The 25,511-nt window shown below is 69.7% G+C and carries 22 protein-coding genes; 9 read left to right on the top strand and 13 right to left on the bottom strand.

Translation table 11 applies throughout. The annotated features are described in order from the left end of the window. Positions 1–42: 42 nt before the first annotated feature. From DMB80_RS07705 to DMB80_RS07695, 3 genes are read right to left on the bottom strand one after another with little or no spacing between them, the layout of a single operon-like run. A complete protein-coding gene (locus DMB80_RS07705; RefSeq protein ID WP_111509297.1) occupies positions 43–699 on the bottom strand; it encodes an MOSC domain-containing protein in 657 nt (218 codons plus the stop codon). Between the two features lie 25 nt (positions 700–724). Further along, positions 725–1,126 carry a DUF2237 family protein gene (locus tag DMB80_RS07700; RefSeq protein WP_111509296.1) on the bottom strand — a complete coding sequence of 134 codons (402 nt, stop codon included), beginning with the start codon at positions 1,124–1,126 and terminating at the stop codon, positions 725–727. A gap of 16 nt (positions 1,127–1,142) precedes the next feature. Further along, on the bottom strand, positions 1,143–2,159 hold the full coding sequence (locus DMB80_RS07695; RefSeq protein WP_111509295.1) for a CobW family GTP-binding protein: 1,017 nt from the start codon (positions 2,157–2,159) through the stop codon (positions 1,143–1,145). Between the two features lie 111 nt (positions 2,160–2,270). Here DMB80_RS07695 and DMB80_RS07690 point away from each other — a divergent pair, with 111 nt between their 5' ends. Beyond that, the gene (locus tag DMB80_RS07690) at positions 2,271–3,890 is read left to right on the top strand and encodes a GGDEF domain-containing protein (RefSeq protein ID WP_111509294.1); all 1,620 of its coding nucleotides are present in this window, start codon (positions 2,271–2,273) and stop codon (positions 3,888–3,890) included. Here the strand turns inward: DMB80_RS07690 and DMB80_RS07685 are convergent. The 3 genes from DMB80_RS07685 to DMB80_RS07675 form a co-directional block, all read right to left on the bottom strand. Next, complete coding sequence (locus tag DMB80_RS07685; RefSeq protein WP_111509293.1) at positions 3,856–4,611, bottom strand: SDR family NAD(P)-dependent oxidoreductase; 756 nt, start codon at positions 4,609–4,611, stop codon at positions 3,856–3,858. The two genes, DMB80_RS07690 and DMB80_RS07685, sit on opposite strands and share 35 nt — an antisense overlap. Then, positions 4,608–5,861 (bottom strand): metal-dependent hydrolase family protein, encoded by a 1,254-nt coding sequence (locus tag DMB80_RS07680; protein ID WP_111509381.1) that lies wholly within the window; start codon positions 5,859–5,861, stop codon positions 4,608–4,610. The genes DMB80_RS07685 and DMB80_RS07680 overlap by 4 nt, the downstream gene beginning before the upstream one ends. Before the next feature lie 90 nt (positions 5,862–5,951). Continuing rightward, positions 5,952–6,425, bottom strand: coding sequence for a hypothetical protein (locus DMB80_RS07675; RefSeq protein ID WP_205538573.1), 474 nt, complete (start codon positions 6,423–6,425; stop codon positions 5,952–5,954). Between the two features lie 61 nt (positions 6,426–6,486). Here DMB80_RS07675 and DMB80_RS07670 point away from each other — a divergent pair, with 61 nt between their 5' ends. Continuing rightward, entirely contained in the window at positions 6,487–7,131 is a 645-nt protein-coding gene (locus tag DMB80_RS07670; RefSeq protein WP_046365979.1) for a hypothetical protein, read from the top strand. 12 nt (positions 7,132–7,143) lie between these two features. Here the strand turns inward: DMB80_RS07670 and DMB80_RS07665 are convergent, their stop codons facing one another. Continuing rightward, on the bottom strand, positions 7,144–8,532 hold the full coding sequence (locus tag DMB80_RS07665) for an aspartate aminotransferase family protein (protein WP_111509292.1): 1,389 nt from the start codon (positions 8,530–8,532) through the stop codon (positions 7,144–7,146). A gap of 42 nt (positions 8,533–8,574) precedes the next feature. On the opposite strand from DMB80_RS07665, the gene DMB80_RS07660 reads away from it, so the two are divergent. Beyond that, on the top strand, positions 8,575–10,017 hold the full coding sequence (locus DMB80_RS07660) for an HNH endonuclease signature motif containing protein (protein WP_111509291.1): 1,443 nt from the start codon (positions 8,575–8,577) through the stop codon (positions 10,015–10,017). Positions 10,018–10,200: 183 nt separating this feature from the next. On the opposite strand, the gene DMB80_RS07655 is transcribed toward DMB80_RS07660, so the two are convergent. From DMB80_RS07655 to DMB80_RS07645, 3 genes are read right to left on the bottom strand one after another with little or no spacing between them, the layout of a single operon-like run. Beyond that, on the bottom strand, positions 10,201–11,625 hold the full coding sequence (locus DMB80_RS07655; protein ID WP_111509379.1) for a WS/DGAT/MGAT family O-acyltransferase: 1,425 nt from the start codon (positions 11,623–11,625) through the stop codon (positions 10,201–10,203). A 22-nt stretch (positions 11,626–11,647) separates the two neighbouring features. Then, the gene (locus DMB80_RS07650) at positions 11,648–13,105 is read right to left on the bottom strand and encodes a protein adenylyltransferase SelO (RefSeq protein WP_111509290.1); all 1,458 of its coding nucleotides are present in this window, start codon (positions 13,103–13,105) and stop codon (positions 11,648–11,650) included. A gap of 10 nt (positions 13,106–13,115) precedes the next feature. Next, entirely contained in the window at positions 13,116–14,261 is a 1,146-nt protein-coding gene (locus tag DMB80_RS07645; RefSeq protein WP_111509289.1) for a hypothetical protein, read from the bottom strand. A gap of 182 nt (positions 14,262–14,443) precedes the next feature. Between DMB80_RS07645 and DMB80_RS07640 the strand changes: the two genes are divergently transcribed. Continuing rightward, positions 14,444–15,337: a mycobacterial-type methylenetetrahydrofolate reductase gene (locus DMB80_RS07640; RefSeq protein ID WP_111509378.1), complete on the top strand. Its 894-nt coding sequence runs from the start codon at positions 14,444–14,446 to the stop codon at positions 15,335–15,337. Here DMB80_RS07640 and DMB80_RS07635 read toward each other — a convergent pair. Together DMB80_RS07635 and DMB80_RS07630 are read right to left on the bottom strand one after the other, a co-directional pair. Continuing rightward, positions 15,334–15,882 carry a hypothetical protein gene (locus DMB80_RS07635; protein ID WP_111509288.1) on the bottom strand — a complete coding sequence of 183 codons (549 nt, stop codon included), beginning with the start codon at positions 15,880–15,882 and terminating at the stop codon, positions 15,334–15,336. The two genes, DMB80_RS07640 and DMB80_RS07635, sit on opposite strands and share 4 nt — an antisense overlap. Next, entirely contained in the window at positions 15,883–16,512 is a 630-nt protein-coding gene (locus DMB80_RS07630) for an MspA family porin (RefSeq protein WP_111509287.1), read from the bottom strand. It lies immediately after the preceding gene. 110 nt (positions 16,513–16,622) lie between these two features. On the opposite strand from DMB80_RS07630, the gene DMB80_RS07625 reads away from it, so the two are divergent. Further along, positions 16,623–17,102 carry a hypothetical protein gene (locus tag DMB80_RS07625; protein WP_240431055.1) on the top strand — a complete coding sequence of 160 codons (480 nt, stop codon included), beginning with the start codon at positions 16,623–16,625 and terminating at the stop codon, positions 17,100–17,102. Between the two features lie 68 nt (positions 17,103–17,170). Next, the gene (hrpA, locus tag DMB80_RS07615) at positions 17,171–21,082 is read left to right on the top strand and encodes an ATP-dependent RNA helicase HrpA (RefSeq protein WP_111509286.1); all 3,912 of its coding nucleotides are present in this window, start codon (positions 17,171–17,173) and stop codon (positions 21,080–21,082) included. A 6-nt stretch (positions 21,083–21,088) separates the two neighbouring features. Here hrpA and DMB80_RS07610 read toward each other — a convergent pair whose 3' ends face one another. Further along, positions 21,089–22,759, bottom strand: a complete 1,671-nt coding sequence (locus DMB80_RS07610; RefSeq protein WP_162938449.1) for a helix-turn-helix domain-containing protein — start codon at positions 22,757–22,759, stop codon at positions 21,089–21,091. A 99-nt stretch (positions 22,760–22,858) separates the two neighbouring features. On the opposite strand from DMB80_RS07610, the gene DMB80_RS07605 reads away from it, so the two are divergent. Genes DMB80_RS07605 through DMB80_RS07595 form a run of 3 tightly spaced genes read left to right on the top strand, consistent with a single transcriptional unit; the run spans position 22,859 to position 25,508 of the window. Continuing rightward, the gene (locus tag DMB80_RS07605) at positions 22,859–23,908 is read left to right on the top strand and encodes an ABC transporter substrate-binding protein (protein ID WP_111509284.1); all 1,050 of its coding nucleotides are present in this window, start codon (positions 22,859–22,861) and stop codon (positions 23,906–23,908) included. Next, complete coding sequence (locus DMB80_RS07600) at positions 23,905–24,741, top strand: ABC transporter permease (RefSeq protein WP_240431054.1); 837 nt, start codon at positions 23,905–23,907, stop codon at positions 24,739–24,741. The genes DMB80_RS07605 and DMB80_RS07600 overlap by 4 nt, the downstream gene beginning before the upstream one ends. Next, a complete protein-coding gene (locus DMB80_RS07595) occupies positions 24,738–25,508 on the top strand; it encodes an ABC transporter permease (protein WP_111509283.1) in 771 nt (256 codons plus the stop codon). The genes DMB80_RS07600 and DMB80_RS07595 overlap by 4 nt, the downstream gene beginning before the upstream one ends. Positions 25,509–25,511: the final 3 nt, after the last annotated feature.

Raw genomic sequence — 25,511 nt, 5'->3', positions numbered from 1 at the left:
GCGGGCAAAACCGCATCGCCGAAACGAAGCGCCGAATGGGACTCAGCTCACACCGGTGCGTTTGGCCACCTGCCGCTTGATCTTGGCGGGCAGTGCATCCGCGACGGCGAGACGCGGGAGCAGGTCCGGCTCGCTCATCAGGGCGCGGAACACGACGCCGACCGTGACGTCGTGGTCGGGCCGCGAGACCACCTCGACCCCGTCCCCGGCGCGGACGGTTCCGGGAGCGATGACGCGGAAGTAGGCACCGGGCAATGCGGCGGTGGTGAACGTCTTCATCCATCCGCGGATGCCCATCCAGCTGGCGAACGTGCGGCACGGAGTCCGGGGGCTGGTCACCTCGAGCAGAAGCCCGTCCGAGCCGACCGCCCACCGCTCACCGACCAGGGCGCCGGTCACGTCGACGTCGGCCGTGGTCAGGTTCTCGCCGAACACCCCGTTGGTCAATTCGCGGCCCAGGTCACGCTCCCAACGGTCCAGATCCTCACGGGCGTAGGCGTACACCGCCTGATCGTCTCCGCCGTGGTAGCGCCGGTTGATGATGGAATCCCCGGCGACGCCGCTGCCCGGCCCCGCTTTCGCCGGCCCCGGTGCGCTGACCGCCAAGGGGTCGGCACTGGGCCGCTTGTCGATTCCGGTACGCAGTTCGCCCAGATCGATGGGTGCAGTCGCCGTGTTCACCGTCAACACCGAAGCCATGACCGACGCTAACCCGAGTTCGCGTCTAGAGCCCTGCCGGGTCGTCGGGGACGTCGACGGCGTAGGACGCCAGCACCTCCAGCGGAACGATGTCGAGGGTGCGTTCGTGCGTCGACGCCAGCACGACGGGGCAGGCCTGCCCGTCCTGGTGTGCCCGCAGCCAATTGCGCGCCGTCACGCACCAGCGGTCGCCCGGCACGAGGCCGGGAAACCGGTAGGCGGGCATCGGTGTGCTGAGGTCATTGCCGATCGACCGCTGATGGGCGAGGAACTCCGCCGTCACGACGGCGCAGATGGTGTGCAGACCGAGGTCCTGATCGCCGGTGCTGCAGCAGCCGTCGCGATAGAACCCGGTCAGCGGTTCGGTGCCGCAGGGGTCGAGTGGCTCGCCGAGCACGTTCAGTTCGGGTGACGGACGTTCTGGCACCAACCCAGCCTAGGTGTCAGATGCTGAGCCGGCGGTAGCGTTGCAGCCGCCGGATGTCCGGCGCCGCCGCGGTTCCGGTACTGGGTGCCAGCGCGGATGACACCGCGGCGCGCACGACGTCGGTGTCCAGGTGCATGCCGATCGCGACGAGGTTGTTCGCGTCGGCGTCCGCCTTGGCGGGTGCGACGTGGACCGACGCGCCGACGACGTTCACCACGTAGCGGCGCACCGCGCCGCGGAACCGGACGGCGATCGTGCCCTTCATCCGATACACCCCGGCCGGTGGTTCCTCGAGCAGGTCCAGCACCGCGCCGGGGTCCACACAGCCCTCGCTCAGCACGGTCACGGAATCCGCGTGAGTGTGCGCGTGCGGAGGTTCCTCCTGGTGCTCGCCGGCTTTCAGCAATTCCTGGAACGTCAGCTGCCCCACCTGTTCGTCGGCGGCCACGTCGAACAGCAGCGCGGGGTCGATCCGCCCGGCCGTGGCGCCCACGACCTGGGCATGGGGGTTGTTCTCGCGCACCCGCCCGGTCACGCGCTGCAGCGTCGCCTCCGCGTCGGCGACCTGGTCGAGCTTGTTGACCACCACCAGAGTGGCGGCGCCGTACCGCGCCGGCGGGGCGGCGTCCCGATCGACGGTGTCGAAGTGCGTCACCGCATCCAGCACGTCGACCACGCCGCCCGACCGGATACCGTCGACGCCGCTGAATCGGATGATGCGGGCGATCGCCACCGGCTCGGCCAGGCCGCTGGCCTCCACGATGATCGCGTCCAGCCGCAGACGGGGATCAGCCAGCCGGGCCAGCGCCACGTCGAGACCGCCCTCGTCGGGCAGGCAGCAGATGCATCCGCCGGCGATCGACGCGGGCTCGTCGACCTGGCCGGTGACCAGTCCTGCGTCGACATTGAGCTCACCGAAGTCGTTGATCACCACGCCGATTCGTGCGTCCGGGGCACGCAACACATGGTTGAGCAACGTCGTCTTCCCAGCGCCCAGATAACCGGTCAGGGCGATGACGGGTATCGGCTGCACAGCTGGGCAGGTTACCTGTGCGCGCAGGAAATGACGGTGCACAGGTTCCGCCGGTAGCATCAGCCTCCGCGCTATCAGCGCGAATGGTGGGGATAGACGGGTGCGCGGCACATGGACGGTGGCACGGCGGCAGAATTGCCGCTCTCCGGCGCCCCTGCTGACCTGCGCGTGCTCCAGTCGCTGCTGCGCATCGCCGAGGCGGTCGCACGGGCCGACGCGTTCGACGATGCCCTCGAGGTGATCGCCGAGCAGGCGCTCGCGGCACTGCATGCGTCATCGCTGTCGATCAGCCGCTGGGAGGCCGACCTCGCACAGCTGCGCACGATGATCAACGTCGGCGACATCGGCCCCGACGAGAGCCGATGGCCCACCGACGAGTTCTACCCGGTGTCCGCCGATCCGCACATCTCGGAGTTGCTGCTGCACGGCCGCCCGTACATCAACGCTCTCGACGAGCCCGACTGCCCTCCGTACTGCACCGAGTGGTTGCAGAAGATCGGCAAGGAGAGCGAGATCGCCGTGCCGATCATGAGCGGCGACGCCATGTGGGGTGAGATCTGGGCTTCGGGCGACGGCGGCCGACGGTTCGACCTCGGGGACGCGCAGCTGCTCTCGGCCATCGCCGCCTACATCACCGTGGCGATCAACCGGTCCGAGACGTTGAACACGGTGTGGGGATACGCGCTGCAGGATCCGCTCACCGGCATCGCCAACCGCCGCGCGGTCGACCAGCGATTCGCCGAATTGGATTGGGAGAGGTCGACTCCCGTCGCGATCCTGTGCGATCTGGACGGCTTCAAGCGCATCAACGACCGCGACGGCCACCCGGCGGGCGATCAGCTGCTGCGCGACGTCGCCGCCGTTCTGGGTGGGCTGGCCGAGACCGTCGATGGCGCCATCGCCGCGCGCCTGGGCGGCGACGAGTTCTGCATCGTGCTGCCCGACGCGACCCTGGCCTCGGCCCAGGTGTTCGCCACCGATGCCACCCGCGCGCTGCACGATGTCGTCGATCGCGAGGTCAGTCTGTGTTGGGGCGCGGCGGTGGCGGGGCCCGGCGTCCGCAGCGCCGGCGAGTTGCTGGCGGCCGCCGACGCCGCGCTGCTACACGCCAAGCGGCAGGGGCCGGCGCGCTACAGCACCGGTGCGCCGCTGGATGCACGCGACCTCGACGGGTGGGACCGCCGCTCCGGCCCGCGGCGCGCTGTCGACCGGTTGGCATCCGATCTGGTGCGCACGCTCGACGAGCAGCCCGCGCTGACGCTGGCCCAGGCCTTGGAGGCGCTGGCCGTCGCGCTCGCTCAGGCTGTGGATGCCGCGGCCTGGGCGATCTCGGAAACCGTTGGCGGCGGGTCGGCGCTGCGGATGGTGAACAACGTCTCCAGTGTGCGCAAGCGTGAGGCGGGACTGATCGTTCTCGTCGACTTCGGCCCGCCGAACTACTCCCTCGAGGAATACCCGGCCACGGCGCGCGCGATCGCCGACGGCACGACCTTCCTGGCCGCCGTCGGCATGGAGTCCGCCGATCCCGACGAGGTCGCGCTCCTTCGCGAGCTGGGCTACCAGGCAGTGCTCGGAGTCGGCATCCCCGCCGGCGAGACGAGCTACCTCATGGAGATCTACTCACACGACGGGCATGCCGACCTCGCCGAAGTCGCGCCGCTGGCACGGGTTCTCGCGGCGTACTGCGTGACCAGGGTCAGCGGAAACCAGCCGATCCACCGTCGGCCATGAGCGTCTGACCGGTGACGAACGCCGCGTCGTCACCGAGCAGGAAGCACACCACGGGGCCGATGTCGGTCGCCACGTCGCCGAGGCGGCCCAGCGGCACGGCGCGCACAGTGCGCTCGTAGGTCTGCGGGTCCATGTCCCGCCACGCCCTGATGCTCTCGGTTTCGGCATAGGGACACACCACGTTCACCCGGATGCGGTGCCGGCCCCACTCCAGCGCCGCGACTTTCGACATGCCGCGGATGGCTTCCTTCGCCGCCCCATAGGCGCCGAACCGGGAGAGACCCTGGGTGCCCGACCCCGAGCCGAGGTTGACGATGCTGCCTCCGCCGTTGCCGACGAACACCGGGTACACCGCCTGCATCAGGGCGAACGTGGCACGTGGTCCCACGTCGAACACGAGGTCGTAGTCCTCCCGGGTGATCTCGTGGAAAGCCTTGGGCTCGTTGGTCGCGATCGCGTTGTTGACCAGGCCGTGCACCGAGCCGAAAGCGTCGACGGCCGCCGCCACGATGCGCTCGGCGGCGTCATCCTCGCGGAGGTCCATGGTCACCGAGGCGACCTGTCCGCCGCTCAGTTCCGCCGCCGTCGTGCTCAGCAGCTCCGCGTCGCGGTCGACGAGCAGCACGGAGGCGCCGCGCGCGGTGAGCGCCGTCGCGATGCCCTTGCCGACACCGCGAGCGGCGCCGGTCACGATGACGGCGCGCCCGGTCAGGTCCGTCATGCCGGCTGTCCCTTCACGATCGCGCCGTCCTTGATGATCACGGGCAGATTGGTTGCGGGATCGCCGAGCACGGACAGGTCAACAGTCGGATCGCCGTCGACCAACAGCACGTCGGCCCATGCGCCGGCGGTGATCTCACCGACGCGGGCCGACCGGTAGGGATCGCGATCGCCGGCCAGCCGCAGAAGTGCGGCGTTGCCCGACGTGACCAGTTTGAGCGCGTCAACGGCGCTGATGTACTCGCCGAGTCGCACCACCATCGCGCTCTGCAGATCGGCGTGCTCGGGCTCGAACAGGAGGTCCGTACCCCAGGCCAGCCGCACACCGTGTGTGGCGGCCCAGCCGAAGAGCCGGTCGGTGCCCGCGCAGATCTCGCGGTTCTTCTCTGCGCTGGCCGGGTTCGCGAACGTGTGGTCGTGTTCGGCGAACGGCTGCGTGGACAGCCACACCTCGCGCTCGGCGAGCATCGCGATGGTCGGTTCATCGGCGAGGTGGCCGTGCTCGATGGACTTCACCCCGGCCTCGACGGCCCGTCGGATGCCGGGGACGTTGTAGACGTGCGTGGCGACGTAGGTGCCGTAGTCCTCGGCGGCCTGCACGGCGGCGCGCAGTTCGGCCGGGGTGAACTGGACGGTGTAGAGCGGGTCGTAGAGCGACGCCGCGCCGCCCCCGACCATCAGTTTGATCTGGCTGGCGCCGAGCTTCAGTTGTTCGCGCACCGCGGCCAGGACGCGTTCGGGCCCGTCGGCGACGCGCATGAAACCGATCTGTTCCCCGCGGGACTCGTTGCCGCCCAGTGCGGTCGGACGTTCGTAGACGAAACTGAAGTCGCCGTGACCGCCGGTCTGCGAGACCGCGGCCTGGCTGGGGTAGATGCGCGGGCCCAGTTCCGGTCGGGCATCGGTCACCGTCTTGATGCCCGCGGTGTCGCCGGCCATGTCGCGCACTGTGGTGAAGCCGCGCAGCAGAGTGTCCCGGGCGCCGACCAATGTCTTGGCGGCCAGCAGGGTCTGCGAGCCCATCGCGAGGTCCAGTAGCGAGTTGGCCATCCCGACGAGGTGGGCGTGCGCGTCGATCATGCCGGGCATCAGGGTGCGCCCCGCACCGTCGATCACGGTCGTGCCGTCGGTCTCGGCGATGGGTGACCGTTCGACCGCGGTGATCGTGCGGCCCTCGATGAGTACGTGCCCGTCGCTGGTCTGGTCGGACAGTCCGTCGAAAATCCGCACGTTCTTGATCACCAGGCGCATGCCGGCCACGCTAGCCGCTGGACAGGCACCGAAAAGCCGGACCCGCGTTACGGGTCCGGCCTTGTTCGGTGGTCAGTTGTTGGTCCAGTGTCAGCCGACGGGGATCGAGGCGCAGCCCACTCCGGGGATGCAACCCGAGACTCCGCCGGGTCCGGCAGAGCCGCCGACTCCGCCGGGGTTGGTCGAGCCGCTGGCGCCACCGGGTCCGGCGACACCCGAGGGACCGCCGGGGATCGCGCCGCTGGCGCCGTCAGGACCGGCCGCACCGGCCACGCCGCCGGGGTTGGTCGCCCCGCTGACCCCACCGGGTCCGGCCTCGCCGCCGGGCCCGCCCGGGATCGCGCCGCTGGCGCCGCCCGGCCCGGCCTCGCCGCCCGGCCCACCCGGGATCGCGCCGCTCGCGCCGCCCGGGCCTGCCGTGCCGATCGACGCGCACGGGGTGCCGTCCGGGTTGAAGCACGGCGGCGGTGCCGGCTGGGCGAAAGTCAGGGGCGCAGTTGCGATTGCAGTCGCCGCCGCGCCCGCGAAGATCAAGGAACCTAGATTCAGTGTCTTGTGTCGCATGTCTAACTAGTTGCCCGATCGCTGCAGAATCGAAACCACGAGTTGGTGGCATTCTGGCGGGATGGGTCTGATCTTCCGGTTGCTCGAGCTGCTGGTGGTGCTCGTGCCGCTGGTCGGTGTGGGCTACGCGACGTACCGCGGCATCGTCGCCACGCGACGTCAGCGCGACGCGGAATTGCCCGCGCCGGCCGCGGCGCGACCCGCCACGGCGGCTCAGCGGCGCACGGTCCTGCGAACCGTCGAACAGCACGATCGCACCGACACCCGGTGGCTGGAGTACGAACTCGATGCGGCCACGCTGCTGGACTTTCCGTTGATGACCGACCTGAGCGATCCCCTCACCGAACGTTTCCACCGGGCGAAGCTGCGCGCCGATTTCCTGCGGCCCGCCGACATCGGCGATCTGCTCGAAGACCGCGATTCGCTGAGGGCCTACATCGAGGCGGTCGGCGAATACGCGACGGCATTCGACATCGCCGAAGCCGAAGCGCGGCGCCGCAAACGTGCCGCGTTCACCGCCGACGAGCAGGACCGACTGCTGCGCGCGCAACGGCTGCTCCGGGTCGCTGCCGATGCTGCCGCCACGCCGCAGGAGCGCGAGCGGGCCTACCGGTTGGCGCAGCGGGAACTGGACGGGCTGCTGGTGTTACCCGAGCGTGCCCGCCATGCACTGGAACGCGGAATCAGCGGCGAGCTGGGGGATTAGCCCAGCGCGGCGTCATCCGAGAGAAGCGTCGGCGACGTCGAGAGCCTTGTCCAGCAGTGCCACGCCTTCGCGTGCCAGGTCGTCGCTGATGATGCACGGCGGGACGACGTGGATGCGGTTGTAGTTGGCGAACGGCAGCAGCCCGAGCTTCTTGCATTCGGCGATCACCGAATTCATTGCAGCGCTGGAACTTCCGTACGGGGCCAAGGGTTCGCGGGTGGTTTGGTCGGCGACGAGCTCGACGGCCCAGAACACGCCCGCGCCACGCACCTCACCGACGCTGGGGTGCCGCGCTGCGACGTCGCGCAGCGCCGGTCCGAGCACCTCGGTGCCGATGCGGGCCGCGTTCTCGACGATGCCTTCGTCGGCCATCGCGGTGATGGTCGCGACCGCGGCGGCCGTCGCGAGCGGATGCCCGGAGTAGGTGAGCCCACCGGGGTAGGCGCGGTGGGCGAACGTCTCGGCGATGTGCGGGCTGATCGCCACCCCGCCGAGCGGCACGTAGCCGGAGTTGACGCCCTTGGCGAACGTCAGCAGATCGGGCACGACGTCGAAATGGTCGATGGCGAACCACTTTCCGCTACGGCCGAAGCCCGACATCACCTCGTCGGCGATGTAGACGATGCCGTACTCGTCGCACAGGGCCCGCACGCCGGCGAGGTAGCCGGGCGGCGGCACCATGATGCCCGCGGTGCCGGGGATCGACTCCAGGATGATCGCGGCGATCGTGGACGGGCCTTCCATCCGGATGATGTCGCGCAGATGCGCGAGCGCGCGCTCGGACTCCTCCTCCTCGGTGGTGGCGTGGAACTGCGAGCGGTACAGGAAGGGCCCGAAGAAGTGCACGATCCCAGCGTTGCCGTGGTCGTTGGGCCAGCGGCGCGGGTCGCCGGTCAGGTTGATCGCGGTCTCGGTGCCGCCGTGGTACGAGCGGTAGCGCGAGAGCACCTTGTAGCGACCGGTGTGCAGACGGGCCATGCGGACCGCGTGCTCGACGGCGTCGGCGCCGCCGTTGGTGAAGAAGATCTTGTTCAGCTCACCCGGGGTGCGCTCGGCGACCAACCGCGCGGCTTCGGAGCGTGCGGCGTTGGCGTGCTGGGGTGCGACGGTGCACAGCTTGGCGGCCTGTTCGGCGATCGCGGCGACGACCTTGGGGTGCTGGTGGCCGATGTTGGTGTTGACCAGCATCGAGGAGAAGTCGAGCAGCCGGTTGCCCTGGCCGTCCCAGACGTGGCAGCCCTCCGACGCGGTGATCGTCATGGGGGCGATCTCGGCCTGAGCCGACCACGAATGGAACACGTGGGCGCGGTCGAGCTCGTAGGCGCGGGCGGCTTCGGCACGGGCCTCGTCGGCGGTCAGGCCGTTGGGCAACGTGGATTCATGCAAGGTCGGATTGGCCACAGGTAAACCGTAGTCGCTGTCGCCGAAATTGTCGGTGGTCGAATGTACGTTCGAAGTATGGTGGAGGTGCAGCAGGCGGTCGCGGGGTTACGCGCCGCGGTCGATGCTGTGCTGGCCTGCAGCCTGGACCGATCCACTGCTGCCGAGGTGGTGGAGCTGCTCGACGAGCTCGAAACCGCGGGGTGCCGGCTGCCCGCGGCCCAGCATCGGGCGTTGGCCCGGCTGCAAGTCGAGACGTCTGCGGTGCAGATGGGCGCGAAGAACTGGAAAGACGTGCTGGCGATCCGCTACCGGATCAGCGGGTCGGAGGCCAATCGGCGGTTGAGCGAGGCGGCGCTGCTGGCGCCGCGGCAGTCGATGACCGGTGCGCCGCTGCCGCCGGTGCTGCCCGCGACCGCCGAAGCGCAGGCCGAGGGGCGGATCACCCCGGAGCATGTCGACGTCATTCGCAAGGAGGTCGATAAACTGCCGAGCTTTGTCGACGCCGCGACGCGGGAGCAGTTCGAGGCTGAGGTGGTGCGCATCGCCGCCGGTGCGGGCCCGAAGGCCACCCGCGACGCCGCGGAGTTGGAGCTGTTCCTGCTCGATCAGGACGGGCCCGAACCCGACGACGCCGAACGCGTCCGCAAGCGGGGGTTGACCAAGAGCCCGCAACGTCGCGACGGGATGACGCAATGGCGGGCCGATCTGACTCCGGAAGCGGCGGCGGTGTGGGAGGCGATCTTCGCCAAATACGCCGCCCCGGGCATGTGCAACCCGGATGACCCCGAGCCGTGTACATCCGGGACGCCGACCCAGGCGCAGATCGACAACGATCACCGCAGCCTCGCCCAACGCCAGCACGATGCGCTGGTCGCGGTCGGGCGGATCGCGTTGATGAGTGGGGAGTTGGGTCAGCTCAACGGGTTACCGGTCACCGTCATCGTGCGCACCACCCTCCAAGACCTCGAATCCCGAGCCGGCATCGGGACGACGGGTGGCGGTACCCGGTTGCCGATCAACGACGTGATCCGCATGGGTTCCCACGCCAGCCATTATCTGGCGGTGTTCGACCGCGCCACCGGCTCCGCCCTCGACCTGTTCCGCACCCGCAGGGTGGCCTCGGCCGCGCAAAGGGTCATGTTGATCGCCCGCGAGGGCGGCTGCACCAAACCCGGTTGCCCCGTCGGCGCCTACGGCTGCCAGGTCCACCACGTCACCCAGGACTGGGCCGACGGTGGACACACGAACATCGACGACCTCGGTCTGGCCTGCCCACCCGACAACCGCAGCGTCAAAGACGGGGGTTGGAGCACGTCGATGAGCCCCCGCCACGAAGTCGAATGGGCCCCACCACCGAACCTCGACACCGGCCAAACCCGGATCAACACCCACCACACCCCCGAACGCCTCCTGCGTCCACCCGACGAGGAGGAGCCGACTCGGGATTCGGCCGACCCGTCAGAACCCGGCGGACCCGCACCACCCGACAACGAAGCCGCCTGAGAGCGGCGCGTCGCCAAATGGGCGGCGAGCCCGGATCGTGTTCGGCGCGAACCGGATTAGAAGAGCGCCCGCTGAACGCAAGCCCCTGCCGGAGCCGGGATTTCACTTTCGCCGATGGCCGTATTCGCGCTCGTTGCCCGCCTGGCCTATCGCGTGCGCCGGCTAGCTGCCTGGGCAGTACAGCTAGTCCTCGGAGGCCTTCTCGAGCTCGGCCAGCGCCTCGCCGCTGTAGACGGCCAGGCGCTGCAGGTGCGGGAGCCGGTCGCGGCAGCCGACGAACCCGATGTTCAGGGTGTCGGCGTAGCTCTGCAGCGTGATGTTCAACGCCATGCCGTGGATCGGGATGGACACCGGGTAGGTGGCTTCCAGTCGAGAACCGTTGAACCACAACGGTTCCCGCGGGCCCGGTACGTTGGAGACGCACAGGTTGAACGTGTAGGGCCACGGCGCCTGGACACCGGTCAGCGCGCCGGCGATCTGGGTGCCCGCCGGTGCGAGCAGCGCCGCACTGTAGGCGATGATCGCTGCCGGCGACATGTTCTGCAGCTGCGCCTTGGCCGCCCCCGTCGCGGCGGTGATGACGTTCAGCCGCTCGATCGGATCGGCGATGTGGGTGCCCATCGGGGCGAGGATCGCGCCGACGGCGTTGCCGCCGCCCTCGTCACCCTTGGGGCGGACGTTGACGGGGAGGAATGCGATCAGCGAGCGGTCGGGCAGCTCGTCGATCTCGGACAGGAACTTGCGCAGGCCGCCGCCGAGGATGGCCAGAGACACATCGTTGATCGTCGCGCCGTGCTGTGAACTCAGCTTCTTGAGGCGGTCGAAGTCGTACTGCTGCGTCGCGAAGCGCCGATTGCGGCTGATCCGTGCGTTGAGGATGCTGTGCGGCGCCGAGGCCGACCCCGGGATCTGGGCGTAGTCACCGTCACGGCGGATCTGGGTGTTGACCACCGCCGTCGCCAGGTCCACCGCCGAACTCACACCGCCGGTCACCGTCGAGGAGATCCCGCCCAGTGCCCGCAACGTCGCGGCGATCGGGTTCACGGTTTCGGTGCTGGCCAGCGGCCGCGTGCGTTCGGGCAGCGGCACGTTGAAGAACATCCGGGTGTCGCGCGACTCGGGGTCGGTGGACATGCTGCGGGCGAGCATGCGCATCGCGCTGTACCCGTCGACCAGCGCGTGGTGGATCTTCATGTACAGCGCGAAGCGGCCGCCTTCGAGGCCCTCGATCACGTGCAGCTCCCACGGCGGCCGGGTCAGGTCGAGGTGGTTGCTGTGCAGCCGGGAGACCAGGACGCCGAGCTCGCGTTCGTCACCGGGGCTGGCCAACGCCGATCGGCGCACGTGGTAGTCGAAGTCGAATTCCTTATCCTCGACCCAGCTGTGCAGCGGGCTGTACTGCAGCCGCGGGTGGGCGAGCTTGAGGTTCCACGGCCGCATCACCTCCTGGCGGCGGGCCTCGGCGATCATCTCCCGGAGGTACTCGACCGTCGCGTTCGGCGGCGGCGTGAACGGCAGCAGGCCGGCCACATGCATCTTCGAACTGGGTGTTTCCCCGTAGATGAACAGCAGGTCCTGCAGACCGAGCCTCTTACTAGTCGCGCTCACGCCGCCACGGTACGCGGTGTGATCAGGTCCCACAGAATGTTCGGAACGTGGCGGAGAACTCCTGCCTGCCCGGCTCCGCGTAGCGCTCGAGACCCGGTCTCTGCGCGTACGGCGCGCGCACCGCATCGAGCAATGATTCCGCCGGACCCAGGTCGCCGTCGGTGGCGGCGGCCAGCGCCTCTTCCACCAGATGGTTGCGCGGGATGTAGACCGGGTTGACCGCGTCCATGGCCGCCGGATCGGGGCCGAGTTCGCGCCAGCGGGCGAGCCACGCGTCGAAGGCAGCGAGGTCGATGAACTCGCCGCGCACCGGTTCGGCGTCCCCGCGGGCCGCCTCGGCCAGCCGTCGGTAGAACGACGTGTGGTCGACGCCGCTGTTCTGCATCTGGACGAGCAGCTCCTGGCTCAGTGCATCGGCCGCCTCAGCCGGGGCGTCGGAGAGCCCGAGCTTGGCGCGCATGCCCGCATCCCACCGGCTCTGGTACCGGTCTCGGAACAGGCCCAGCGACTGCTCGGCCTGGCTCACCGCGGTGTCGACATCGTCGTCGAGCAGCGGCAGCAGGGCCTCCGCGAAGCGCGCGAGGTTCCACAGGGCGATGCCCGGCTGATTGCCGTAGGCGTAGCGGCCGCCGTGGTCGATGGAGCTGAACACCGTCTGCGGATCGAACGCCTCCATGAACGCGCACGGGCCGTAGTCGATCGTCTCGCCCGAGATCGTCATGTTGTCGGTGTTCATCACGCCGTGGATGAAGCCGACCAGCATCCAGCGCGCCACCAGGTCCGCCTGCACGTCGATGACCGCCTCGAGCAGCGCCCGGTAGGGCTGCGCCGCATCCGCGCAGGCCGGGTGATGGCGCCCGATCGCGTAGTCGGCGAGCCGGCGCAGCACACCGATGTCCTTGGTCTGGCGGGCGACCAGCGACGCGTACTCGAAGCTGCCGACACGCAGGTGACTCGCCGCCACGCGGGCCAAGACGGCGCCGGGCAGCTCGGTCTCGCGGTACACCGGCCGGCCGGTCGCCACCACCGACAGCGACCGCGTGGTCGGAATGCCGAGCCCGTGCATCGCCTCACTGATGACGAACTCGCGCATCATCGGTCCGACCGCGGCCAGGCCATCGCCCCCGCGTGCGAACGGGGTGCGTCCCGACCCCTTCAGATGGAGGTCGCGCGTCTTTCCGGCGGCGTCGACGAGTTCGCCGAGGAGTAGCGCCCGGCCGTCACCCAGACGCGGGACGAATCCGCCGAACTGGTGACCCGCGTAGGCCTGTGCCACCGGGGTCGCGTCGGCCGGAACCGCGGTGCCTGCGAGCAGACGCACCCCTTCGGCACTGCGCAGCCACGCCGCGTCCAGACCCAGTTCAGCGGCGAGCGGCTCGTTGAGCACCAGCAGTGTCGGGTTCGGCGCGTCCTCGGCCTGCCATCGCACCGCGAGTTCGGGGAGGTCACGGACGAACGTGTCCCGCAGCGCGATGGTCATCCTTCCCAGACTACGGAGACGGCTGGATGAGAGCGATGGCGTCGACGTTGTCCTTGACGGGAATCCGGCGGGAGCTCTCCTCGACCACCAGCGCGCCGGCGGGGTCGTCGTATCCGTCGCTGTGCGGCAGGATCAGCGCCCGCTGCGCCGGGGCCAACTCGGTGGTCTGCAACGCCGATGTCGGTGGGGCGACCTGGGCGATGTGGTCGCCGGTCAGTTGCCACACGACCGGGGGTGCGGCTTGCGGTTGACCGCAGCGCCACGTCGTGAGGCTCAGCTTCGGCGGGCCCTGCTGCGGCCACCACAGCTTGGTGATGCGGAAGCCGGCCGCCGGATCGGTGGCGGCGACGTCGAACGTCTGCTGGTTGCCGTCCGCGTCGGACTGCACGACGGCCGCGGTCCCGCACGCGTCGTTGGTGGCCCGGTAGAGCGCGTAGGCCAGCGAGCCGCCGTCGGGGGAGAGGCGGGCGACGGTGACCGGGCTGTTGGCGTCGACCTGTCCGAGCGACGTCGGTGCGCCGGGCCCGCGTACCGCGTAGAGCGTGTCCGGGCCGCCGAACGGGGATGGCGGCGCTTCGACGCGGGCCAGCACGGCGGTTCCGCCGCGGGCCACGATCAGCCGCGGGTCGCCCGCGCCCGGCGCCGCCGGGAGGTCGACGGTCTGCATCGGCCGCGGCGTCGCATCCGGTGCCGCGAGGTCGAGGCTCATGAGCCGGTTCGGCTGCTCCCACCAGACGATCGTGCTGCCGCCCGCAGTGCCCAGCGTGGGGCCCACCGGGATCTGGCGGATGCCACCCCGCCGGTTCGCCACATCGAGGACCCCGACGTGGTTGTCGACGGTGCGGGAGAACACGAACCGGCCGTCCTCGGTGGTGATGAGGTCGTTGCTGGGCGCAAACGGCCCGGCCACCGTGGCGATCTTGGTGGTGCCGTCGACGACGCCGATCTCATCGGCGGCGCGGTAGGCCAGCATGGGGCCGGCGGGCGCCGACGGAGTCGTCGTCGGGTCGAACGGGGACGTGACTTTCGGGGAGGTGGAATCCGCGCTCGATGACGGAGAGGCGGGCGGTGACTGCAGACCACTGCACGCTGCGACCAGGATGGCGAGCAGCGCGAACAGCGTGACGGTGACGCAACGGCGAATCAGAATTCTCATAGGGGATCGCTCTCCATGAAAGCCGAAGAGTGCGTGACGGTGGTCGCGGGGTGGGTGCGCGACGCGCCCGGCACGGCCCCGCTCGGTATGGTGATTGCTCGCCGGTGACGGGGGAATCGTGGGCTGACGAGCATCGTCGGCCGGGCAGCCGGGCTGTGAGAACTCAGATGTGGAGCAACGTTGTGAGCCTGAACACCATCGCTTTGGAGCTGGTGCCGCCGAACGTCGACCGGGGACGCGAGCAGGCTCTCTCCGACGCCGAGAAGGTGCTGCGCTGTTCGGCCGAGGCGGGCATCGGCGGGCGCGTCCGGCACGTGATGATCCCGGGCATGATCGAGGAGGACGACGACCGTCCTCTGGAGATGAAGCCCAAGCTCGACGTCCTCGAGTTCTGGTCGATGATCAACCCCGAACTGCCTGATGTGCGCGGGTTGTGCACTCAGGTCACCGCGTTCATGGACGAGCCCACCCTGCGCGGCCGGTTGGCCGAGCTCAGCGACAGCGGGTTCGACGGGATCGCGTTCGTGGGTGTGCCGCGCACGCTGAGCGACGGCGAGGGCTCCGGGGTGGCGCCCACGGATGCGTTGACGATCTTCGACGAGGTCGTCGACAACCGCGGCGTCATCCTCATCCCGACCCGCGAGGGTGAGCAGGGCCGGTTCACGTTCAAGTGCGACCGCGGCGCCACCTACGGCATGACGCAGCTGCTGTACTCCGACACGATCGTCGACTTCCTCACCGAGTTCGCCAAGACCAACGAACACCGTCCCGAGATCCTGCTGTCTTTCGGGTTCGTGCCGGCGGTGGAGACCAAGGTCGGCTTGATCAACTGGCTGATCCAGGATCCCGGCAATGCCGCCGTTGCCGCCGAGCAGGAGTTCGTCAAGCAGCTGGCCGGTTCGGAGCCGGTGCAGCGGCGCAAGCTGATGGTCGACCTCTACAAGCGCGTCATCGACGGAGTGGGCGAGCTGGGCTTCCCGCTCAGCGTGCACTTCGAGGCCACCTACGGCATCAACACCCCGGCGTTCGAGACGTTCGCCGAGATGCTCGCCCACTGGGCGCCCGACACGGCCTAAGGCAGCGGCCGGCCGTAGATCGGCTCGTGCGGATTCCCGGGCTCCTCGATCGCGGGCAGCGGGTACACGGGCAGGTCGTCCGGTAGCGCAGACTCGGGCGGCGCAACGGTTGACGGCGGCGTTCCCGACGGGCTCTCCGCGGTCGGCATGGCCGCCACACCGGCGCCGGCCGAGACCCCCGGGGTCGGGGTGCCCGGCGGTTCCAGACCGGCGGAGATGCCGTAGCGGCTGTTCGAGGTCACCAGCGGTCCCTCGTCCTGGGGTGCGTTGCCTCGGCTGCTTCCCGGCAGTCCCTCGGCCTGTGACGGCGTGTCGACTGTGGCCGCGATCCGTACCCCGCGTGAGTCCGTCAGCGGCGGCGTCTCGACCGCGATGACGTTGTACGGGTAGTCGAAGCTGCCCGGTTCGACGTCGGGTGCCAGCGGCACCCACGGCGGTGGGTCGGGCAGGTCCGGCTGGGCGGCTGCGATGGGAGCAGCTGCCATCGCGGTGGCGAGCGTCATCGCCGCCAGCAGCGAGACCGACGTCCGGCGCATCATCGTCACCTAGATCTTGATCGGGTCGCCGTAGACCGCGAACTGTGTGTGCGCGACGTCGGTCGAGACGCGCAGGTACGCATACGACCGTACGGTCACGTCGCCGCCGCACGCATCGGCCTTGATGTGGATGTTGTCGATGTCGATCATCGCCCGGCCGTCGGGGCTGAGCGTCATGTTCGACAGCGGGAGGTCGACGATCACGCCGGGTTGCAGAACCGTCTGCACGAATCCGGCGACGCCACCCGTGCCGCCGACGGAGACACCGGAGCCGCCGCCGACACCGACCGCGCCCTGCGGTGCGACGCCGGCGGTGCCGCCGTACTGCAGGCCGGCGGACACATCGGACTGGCAGCCCAGCTGGTAGCCCAGGATGAAGATGCTGTCGGTGATCGGGCTCGATCCGCCGACGGCCGTGGCGGTCGCCGACGCGGTGACGAAACCCTCGCGAGAGTCGTTGGCGTTGGCCAGGTTCGGCACCGAGTTGACCACCTCGTTGTCGATCCGGATGTTCAGGTGCCAGCCGTCGCGCGTCACTTTGTCGTAGAACTGCGGGCGCATCGCCACGGGTTCGGCATCGGCAACGGTGACACTCGCCGTCGTGAAGAACAACACCGTCGTGAAGAACACCACCGTCATCGCAGCAGCGAGCCTCCCCGCACCCCAGCGCACGCGTGTAGCTAAGCAGACCAGCGAACACCCCGCGCGCTCGCGCTGAGAATTCCCCGCTGCTGCGGTCTACTTCATCGATGAGAGTGCAGCTGCCGGCGTGTGCGGCTGCGGCGCTGGCCGTGGCCTCGGCGGTGCTGCACGGGGGTGCTGCGCTCGGCATGGGCAGTCCCTGGCTGGTGGCGCTGACGGGCGCGATGGTCGCGGGGTGCCTCTACTGCGGCTGGGAACTGATGACGCGCGACAGCGTGCGGGCCTGGCTGTTGGTCGCGTTGATGAACCTGGCGATGATCGCGATGCATCTTGGGCTGCCCGCCGGACACCACTCCGCCGGACAGCACGACGCCGCACACGGCCCGGTGGGACACGCGCTGCACCCGGCCACCGTCGTCGCGGCGGTCGAGGTGGTGCTCGCCGCGGCAGTGTTGTTCGTACGCAGCCGTACGCTCGCGCCGTCCGTCGCGTGCCAGAGTGGAGACCATGACTTCCGCGCAGACCCCCGCGCACCCCGCGGTCGGCACGCTGGGCTCGACGTCGATCGACTGCCCGGATCCGGCTGAGCTGGCGGACTTCTACGCCGCGCTGCTCGGCCATCCGTTCTGCCTGACGACGGTGACCGCTGCCTGAGATGTCCGATTCGAGCACCACCGCCGACGTGCGCGCGCTGCGCGCCCGGTTGGACGGCCTGACCCTGCGGGACGCGTCGCGGATCGGCCGCAAGCTGCGCCAGTTGCGGTCACCCGATCCCGCGCACCTGGAGCGGCTGACCCAGCAGATCGCGGCGGCCGAGGCGCTGATCGCCACCCGGGAAGCTGCCGTGCCGACGATCAGCTACCCGGATCTGCCGGTCAGCGAGCGGCGCGACGACATCGCCGCCGCGATCGCCGCGAACCAGGTCGTCATCGTGGCCGGCGAGACGGGCTCGGGAAAGACCACGCAGCTGCCGAAGATCTGCCTGGAGCTGGGCCGTGGCATCCGCGGCACCATCGGGCACACGCAGCCGCGCCGGCTGGCCGCGCGCACTGTCGCCCAGCGCATCGCCGACGAACTCGGCACCCCGCTGGGCGAGGCCGTCGGCTACACGGTCCGGTTCACCGACCAGGCCAGTGATCGCACGCTGGTGAAGCTGATGACCGACGGCATCCTGCTGGCCGACATCCAGCGTGACCGCCGCCTGCTCCGCTACGACACCCTGATCATCGACGAGGCGCACGAACGCAGCCTCAACATCGACTTCCTGCTCGGATACCTGCGCCAGCTCCTGCCGCGGCGACCCGACCTCAAGGTGATCGTCACATCGGCGACGATCGAGCCGGAGCGGTTCGCGCGGCACTTCGCCACCGACGGCACGCCGGCGCCGATCCTGGAGGTCAGTGGCCGCACCTATCCCGTCGAAATCCGTTACCGCCCCTTGGAAGTGCCGGTGGTCGCCGAGGGTGACGACCCGGATGACCCCGACCACGAAGTGGTGCGCACCGAGCTGCGCGACCCGACCGACGCCATCGTCGACGCCGTCGCCGAACTCGCGAGCGAGCCGCCCGGCGACGTGCTGGTGTTCCTGTCCGGTGAGCGCGAAATCCGCGACACCGCAGAGGCTTTGCGCGCTGATCTCGGCGACCGGGCCGAGATCCTGCCCCTCTACGCTCGCCTGCCCACCGCCGAGCAGCAGAAGGTGTTCAGCCCGAGCCGTGCCCGCCGACGGGTCGTGCTGGCCACCAACGTCGCCGAGACGTCGCTGACGGTGCCGGGCATCCGCTACGTCGTCGACCCCGGAACGGCACGGATCTCCCGGTACAGCCGGCGCACCAAGGTGCAGCGGCTGCCGATCGAGCCGATCTCGCAGGCCTCGGCCGCGCAGCGCGCCGGCCGATCCGGGCGTACCGCGCCGGGCGTGTGCATTCGCCTGTACTCGGAGCAGGACTTCGAATCCCGGCCCCGCTACACCGATCCCGAGATCCTGCGCACCAATCTGGCTGCGGTGATCCTGCAGATGGCCGCGCTCGGGTTCGGCGACATCGAGGGCTTCGGATTCCTGGACCCGCCCGATGCGCGCAGTATCCGCGACGGCATCGCGCTGCTGACCGAACTGGGCGCCTTCACCGACGGTGAGCTCACTCCGCTGGGCCGACGACTGGCGCAGATCCCGGTGGATCCGCGGCTGGGCCGGATGATCCTGCAGGCCGACGCCGAGGGATGTGTGCGAGAGATGCTGGTGCTCGCCGCGGCGCTGTCGATCCCGGATCCGCGGGAGCGGCCCACCGACCGGGAGGAGGCGGCGCGGCAGAAGCATGCGCGCTTCGCCGACGAACACTCGGACTTCGTGTCGTTCCTGAACCTGTGGCGCTACCTCGGCGAGCAACGAAAGGAGCGATCCGGCAGCTCTTTTCGACGGATGTGCCGCGAGGAGTTCCTGCACTACCTACGGATCCGGGAATGGCAGGACCTGGTCGGGCAGCTGCGCGGCATCTGTCGCGATCTCGGCATCACCGAATCCGACGAGCCGGCCGATGCAGCGCGGATACACGCGGCGCTCACCGCGGGTCTGCTGTCGCACATCGGGATGCGTGAGGGCGACGGCCGAGACTATCTGGGCGCGCGCAACGCGAAGTTCGTCCTGGCACCCGGATCGGTGCTGACCCGTCGGCCACCGCGCTGGGTCGTGGTGGCCGACCTGGTGGAGACGAGCCGGCTCTTCGGGCGTATCGCGGCCCGTGTCGATCCGGAGGCCGTGGAGCGGGTGGCGGGACATCTGGTGGTGCGCACATACAGTGAGCCGCACTGGGATGCCGAGCGCGGAGCCGTGATGGCGTTCGAGAAGGTGACGCTGTACGGGCTGCCGCTGGTGGCGCGGCGCCGGGTGAACTACGCGCAGATCGACCCGCCGGTGGCCCGCGAGCTGTTCATCCGGCACGCCCTGGTCGACCAGGAGTGGCGCACCAAACACCACTTCTTCGCCGACAACGCCCGGTTACGTGCAGAGCTCGCCGATCTCGAGGAGCGCGCCCGCCGCCGCGACCTGCTGGTCGGCCACGAGGAGATCTTCGCGTTCTACGACGCCAAGATTCCCGCGGAGGTTGTCTCGGCTCGGCACTTCGACGGGTGGTGGCGCAAGCAGCGCCACCGCACGCCGGACCTGCTGACGATGACGCGAGATGATCTGCTGCGCAACGAGTCCGGCGCGGACCAACCCGACTCCTGGCGGGCCGACGACGTGGCGCTGCCGCTGTCCTACCGATACGACCCGGGCGCCACCGACGACGGCGTCACCGTCCACGTTCCGGTCGACGTCCTGGCCCGGTTGGGCGGTGACGAGTTCGCCTGGCAGGTCCCCGCCCTGCGCGAGGAACTGCTGACCGCGCTGATCAAGTCGCTGCCCAAGGATCTGCGCCGTAACTTCGTGCCCGCCCCTGACACCGCCCGCGCGCTGTTGTCGTCGATCACACCGGAGGACGGCTCGCTGCTCGACGCGGTGCAACGCGAATTGCGGCGCCGTACCGGCATTCTCGTCCCGATCGATGCGTTCGACCTGGACAAGATCCCCGCCCACCTGCGGGTGACGTTCGCGGTGGAGGCCGCCGACGGCAAGGTCGTGGCCCGGAGTAAGGACCTCACGGAGCTGCAGCGCACGCTGGCCGCGCCGGCCCGTGACGCGGTGGCGGCTGCGGCCGGGGACCTGGAACGAGCGGGGCTGCGCGCGTGGCCCGACATCGACGAGCTGCCGCGCGTCGTGGAACGGCCGGGGCGGTCCGGCAACACCGTGCGTGGGTACCCCGCGCTCGTCGACGAGGGAACGTCGGTGGCGGTGCGCGTGTTCGCCAGCGCGGCCGAGCAGGCGATCGCCGCGCCGGCAGGTACCCGGCGACTGCTCCGGCTCACGGGGCCGTCGGTGGCCAAGCAGGTGGAGAAGGCGCTCGACATGCGGACCCGGCTGACCCTGGGCACCAATCCGGACGGTTCGCTCTCAGCGCTGATCGAGGATTGCGCCGACGCGGCGTTGCAGCTGCTGGTGCCCGAACCAATATGGACCAGAGCGGAATTCGAACAGGCGCGCAGCCGCGTGACCCGGGATCTGGTGCCCACGACCCTGGACGTGGTGCGGCGTGCGCAGAAGGTGGTCACCGCGCTGCACGATGTGTCGCTCGCGCTACCGGACACCCCGTCGGCGGCCCAGGCCGACGCGATCGCCGACATCCGCGCCCAACTCACGCGGCTGGTGCCCGCCGGCTTCGTGGCAGCCGCTGGTGCGCCGCGGCTGGCCGACCTCACCCGCTATCTGACCGCGATCAGCCGGCGACTCGAGCGGCTGCCGCAGGCGCCGGTCGCCGACCGCGAGCGGATGGACCGCGTGGCCGCGGTGCAGGACGCCTACGACGACGTGGTCGCGGCGCTGTCGCCGGCCCGGGCGGCCGCTGCCGACGTGCGCGACATCGCCTGGATGATCGAAGAACTACGCGTCAGCCTGTGGGCTCAGCAACTCGGCACCCCCCGCCCGGTCAGCGAGCAGCGGATCCACCGTGCGCTCGACGCGATCACGGCCTGACACTGCTCACCCCAGCGCGGCGATCCGGGCGACCGTCAGCGCCGACGTCAGCTGCAGCAGATCGGCAGGCCGCGACATCGCCAACCCCGTCAGTTCCTCCAGGCGGCGCATCCGCTGAGCAACGGTGTTGTGGTGCAGGTGAAGCCGCGCGGCGGCGGCGCGCCGGTCCAGTCCGGCGTCGATGACGACGCGGGCGGTGTCGAGCAGCGCCGTCGAGCGGGTGCGGTCGTAGTCCATGGCGCGGCCCAGCACGGATGTCGCGAACTCCGTCAGGCGCGCCGTGTCGCCCAGCTCGAGCAGCAGCTGGTCGACCGTCAGCTGGGTCAGGTCGATCACGGCCGGGGCCCCCGCGCCGGCGGCCAGGTCCAGGGCGCCACGGACGGCCCGGAATGCAGCGGGCAATCCCGCGGCGTCGACTGTTCTCGACACAGCGGCGATCACCCCCGTCATGGCGACGGTGTCGACCAGGCGACGGGTCGTCTCCACGGCGGCTCCGCTGGGCCAGAGCAGGATCACGTCACCGCGGTGCACGGCCGACAGGGGGCGCTGCGTCGCGTGCCGGAAGAAGCGGTCGGCGGCGGCCAGCAGTGCCTCGGTGTCGTTGCAGCGCAGGGCGATCAGCGTCTGCGTGCCGGCGAGATCCCAGCCCAGCCGGCGGGCCCGATCGACGATGGCGGGAAGCGAGCCGGGGTCGGAGCCGAGGACGTCGGCCACCAGCGAACCGCGCAGGCGCTGTTCGACTTCGGCCGCTGTGCGGGCACGCAACAGCTCGAGTGCGGTGACGACCGCGGCCTGTTCGACCGCGCGGACGTCGACGGCGGACAGGGGATCGTCCGTCGCGGCGACGCGAATGTGCGCCACCGGCGCGCCGTCGAGGATCACGTCGGTGACGGAGGCCCTGGGCTCTTCGCGTAGGCGCTCATCGCTGATGGACTCCGCGGTGGAGGCCGGGCCCGCGGCCGCCAGCTGCTCGGCGTAGACGTCGTCGATCGCCACTGACCGCCCGAGCAGTTCGGCCAGTGCTTCGGCGACGCCGGTGACACCTTCACCGCGCAGGGCCGTCTCGGTCAGCGATGTGTGGACTTCTGCGGCGCGCCGCAATTCGGAGATCGTCGCCTGTTCGGCGGCGCGCAGTTGCGCGGTCCCGAGTGCGACTGCGACCTGGGTCGCCAGCGTGCTGACCAGTCCGACCTCGGCGCGATCGAATCGGTGGGGGCCGGCCCGGTATCCGTTGAGCGCCCCGACGACGGTGCCGGACCGGCGTAGCGGAACCGAGATCAGCGCCCGGTAGCCCTGCTCGTGCGCCACCCCACTCCACGTGAAGTGCGGCTTGCGGTCGATGTCGTCGACCGTGACCACCTCACCGGTGCGGAAGGCGATGCTGGTCGGTGCCTCGTATTCGTCGCGCACGTCGAGCAGGATCGGCCGGTCGGCGTTGACCTGGGCGACATAGTCCGGCGAGAGCCCGTGTGAACCGACGATGGTGAGCGCACTGCGATCGGTGGTCGGCAGGAAGACAGCGCAGAAGTCGTATCCGAGCAGGGTGCATGCGGTCTCGGCCACCCGATCCAGCACGGCCTCCACGGGGGTGTCCCCACCGACGGCCTCTCCGATGTCGGCGAGCGCCCCCAGCCAGATTTCCAGCTGGCCGTCGCCGCCGTGTGTATCACCAGACACATCGATCAGCGTAAGTGTGTCTGTCAAGACATTGCCTCTGTCGACGCCACCCTCCACAGTGAGAGTCGTGACCGCGGTCACAGACCAAGGAGGTAACCGGTGACACTCTCGATTCGGACCTGGGCGCGCGCGGTGCTCGCCCTGGTCGTCAGCGCGGTGCTGCTGGCCGCCACCGGCTGCGCGGCCGGGCTGGGTGGGCCGGCGTCCTCACGTACGGCGCAGGACGGCGTCATCCGTTTCACGTTCGCCCCCGACCCGATCTGGGACTACATGAACGAGACCGGCGTGGTGGCGCAGTGGGAACGCGACACCGGCTACCGCATCGAGACCAGTGCGACGTGGGACGAGTTCGGGTTGTTCGCCGGCGGTCACGCCGACATCATCTCCACCGCGTCGTTCGAGGTGCCGGGCCTCGAGGAGCAGACCCGGCGCGAGACCGTCATCATCGGCCGCTACAACGCCGAACGCAGCCGGATCCTGGTGCGCGCGAACGACCCCGCGCAGACGCTCGCCGATCTCGAGGGCAAGCGGCTCGGTGTGTTCACCACGGTGTCGGGCACGCTGGTGTGGAGCGCCCTGGTCAAGCAGATGCACGATGCACAGCTGGTCGACGGGGACTACCAGATCATCGTCGCCGACATCCAGAACCTGTCGAACCTGTTGGCGCGCGGTGAGATCGACGCCTGCATCTGCTACCCGGATCTGTCGGCCCGCGAGCTGCGGGAGGGCTCGGTGCGTCCGCTCTACGACGGGAAGTCATCGGCCGATCTGTTCGCCGAACTGAACGCGCCGGGCCACGACGGTCCGATGGGCAACGTCTTCGTGGGCCGTAAGGACTGGGTGGATGCCCACCCGGGCGAGGTGTCGGCCTTCCTCGACCTGTGGGACCGCGGCCTGGCCGAATGGCGGGCGCACCGCGACGAGATGATCGAACGCTATCCCCAGCATTTCGCGGTCGCCACGCCCGAAGACATCGCCTTCATGAAAGCGTATGTCGCCGAGCACGACTGGGTGGTCGACGAGGTCCGGTTCGACCCGAAGTGGGCCGCCGACGAGAGCTCGGTCTTCGACCTGATGCGCGCCACCGGCGTCATCGGCGATGACGTCACCGATCCGAAGTTCCTGCCGACCGAAGGAGTTCAGCCGTGACCTCGACCGTCGCCCCGCCGGATGCGCCGTCCGTAACGGCGCCCGCCGATCGGCGCCCCCGCCGGCCGCGGCTCGGCCTGACCGCGAACCTGCGGTGGCTGGCCTCGGGCACCGCACTGGTCCTCGCGGTCGCGATCTGGGCTGCCGTTGCCGCATGGATCGACGACCCGATCGTCCCCCGGCCCGCCGGGGTCGCCGAGCAGGTGGGCGCGATCGTCGTCTCAGGCGAGGCGCTGTCCAACTTCTCGGTCAGCATCGCCAAGATCGCCGCCGGGTTCGTCATCGCGATGGCCGGTGGCCTGGTCATCGGATTCCTGATGGGCCGCAGCCGATTCATGACGTCGTACTTCTCACTGCCGCTGTTCGTGCTCGGCAACATGCCGGGACTGACCTACGCGGTGTTCGGACTGCTGATCTTCGGTGTCGGCGCGGGCGGGCCGATCGTGGTCTCCGCGCTGGTGGCGCTGCCGTTCATCGCCATCAACGTCGCCGAGGGGGTGCGCTCGGTGGACGGCAGGCTGCTGTCGATGTGCCATGCGTTCGGGCGCAGTCGCACCGACGTGGTGCGCCACCTCTACCTCCCGGCCGTGACGACATTCGTCTTCGCCGGCGTCCGATACGGCTTCGCGATGGCGTGGAAGGTGGAGGCGCTGACCGAGGTGTTCGGCGCGAGCAGCGGCGTCGGCTTCATGATCCGCAAGGCCTACCAGGAGTTCCGCGTCGACGACATGCTGGCGTGGACCACCCTTTTCATCGTCGCGATGGTGCTGATCGAGCGCGGTCTCGCCGCGCTGGAGAATCGCTTCTTCGCCTGGCGCAAGGAGATCGCATGACCACCATGACCCGCCGGATCTCGAGCGGATCACTCTCGGCCACAGCGGTTCTGGCCGCCGTGGCGAGCATCCTGGCCGCCTGGCAGCTGGCCGTCGTCCTCGGCAACCGCGTGCCATCACTGCCGGACGCGGTGACCCGGCTGGGTTCTGAAGCCGCCGCCGGCGAACTCTGGGGCAACCTGGCGATCAGCATGAATCGGTTCGTACTCGGGCTGGCTGCCGCGCTGGTGGTCGGTGCCGCGGTGGGCGTGCTGATGGGAATGTCCCGGTTGGCGGATCTGGCCTTCTCCGATCTGACCGCCGCCGGACTCGCCATTCCCGCGGTGATCTGGGCGCTGCTGACAACGATGTGGTTCGGTTTCGGCTGGCTCACCCCGGTGATGACGGTGTTCCTTTCCGGGCTGCCCTTCGTCGTGGTCAACATCGCCAAGGCCACGCGGGCCGTCCCCGCGGAGTTGGTGTTGATGGCACGGTCGTTCGGGGTGTCACGGGCGAAGGTGCTGCGCCAGATCGTCGCACCGGCCGTGGCCGGTTCCACCGTGGCCGCCGTGCGCTTCGCGATCATGAGCGCCTGGAACGGGTTGCTGCTGGCCGAATGGTTCGGTTCCACCTCGGGCGTCGGCTGGCGCGCCCGCTACTGGTACGACGCCAATCAACTCGACGGGTTCCTCGCCTGGGTGCTGGTGTTCATCGCCCTGCTGGTGGTCGCCGATCTGCTGATCCTGGGTCCCATCGAGCGCCGTACCACCCGCTGGCGCACCGTCTAGAAA

Origin of the sequence: Mycobacterium kyogaense, assembly GCF_003254575.1 — a bacterium.
Lineage (GTDB): Bacteria > Actinomycetota > Actinomycetes > Mycobacteriales > Mycobacteriaceae > Mycobacterium > Mycobacterium kyogaense.
This window is presented reverse-complemented; position numbering and strand designations above follow the sequence as displayed.

Coding starts and splice junctions, on each gene's coding strand:
- DMB80_RS07675 (WP_205538573.1), bottom strand. CDS start 6,425: ATGCGACACAAGACACTGAATCTAGGTTCCTTGATCTTCGCGGGCGCG.
- DMB80_RS07625 (WP_240431055.1), top strand. CDS start 16,623: ATGAGAGTGCAGCTGCCGGCGTGTGCGGCTGCGGCGCTGGCCGTGGCC.
- hrpA (WP_111509286.1), top strand. CDS start 17,171: ATGTCCGATTCGAGCACCACCGCCGACGTGCGCGCGCTGCGCGCCCGG.
- DMB80_RS07645 (WP_111509289.1), bottom strand. CDS start 14,261: ATGAGAATTCTGATTCGCCGTTGCGTCACCGTCACGCTGTTCGCGCTG.
- DMB80_RS07595 (WP_111509283.1), top strand. CDS start 24,738: ATGACCACCATGACCCGCCGGATCTCGAGCGGATCACTCTCGGCCACA.
- DMB80_RS07680 (WP_111509381.1), bottom strand. CDS start 5,861: ATGCGCCTGGTGATCAAGAACGTGCGGATTTTCGACGGACTGTCCGAC.
- DMB80_RS07685 (WP_111509293.1), bottom strand. CDS start 4,611: ATGACGGACCTGACCGGGCGCGCCGTCATCGTGACCGGCGCCGCTCGC.
- DMB80_RS07705 (WP_111509297.1), bottom strand. CDS start 699: ATGGCTTCGGTGTTGACGGTGAACACGGCGACTGCACCCATCGATCTG.
- DMB80_RS07690 (WP_111509294.1), top strand. CDS start 2,271: ATGGACGGTGGCACGGCGGCAGAATTGCCGCTCTCCGGCGCCCCTGCT.
- DMB80_RS07650 (WP_111509290.1), bottom strand. CDS start 13,105: ATGACCATCGCGCTGCGGGACACGTTCGTCCGTGACCTCCCCGAACTC.
- DMB80_RS07630 (WP_111509287.1), bottom strand. CDS start 16,512: ATGACGGTGGTGTTCTTCACGACGGTGTTGTTCTTCACGACGGCGAGT.
- DMB80_RS07660 (WP_111509291.1), top strand. CDS start 8,575: ATGTACGTTCGAAGTATGGTGGAGGTGCAGCAGGCGGTCGCGGGGTTA.
- DMB80_RS07670 (WP_046365979.1), top strand. CDS start 6,487: ATGGGTCTGATCTTCCGGTTGCTCGAGCTGCTGGTGGTGCTCGTGCCG.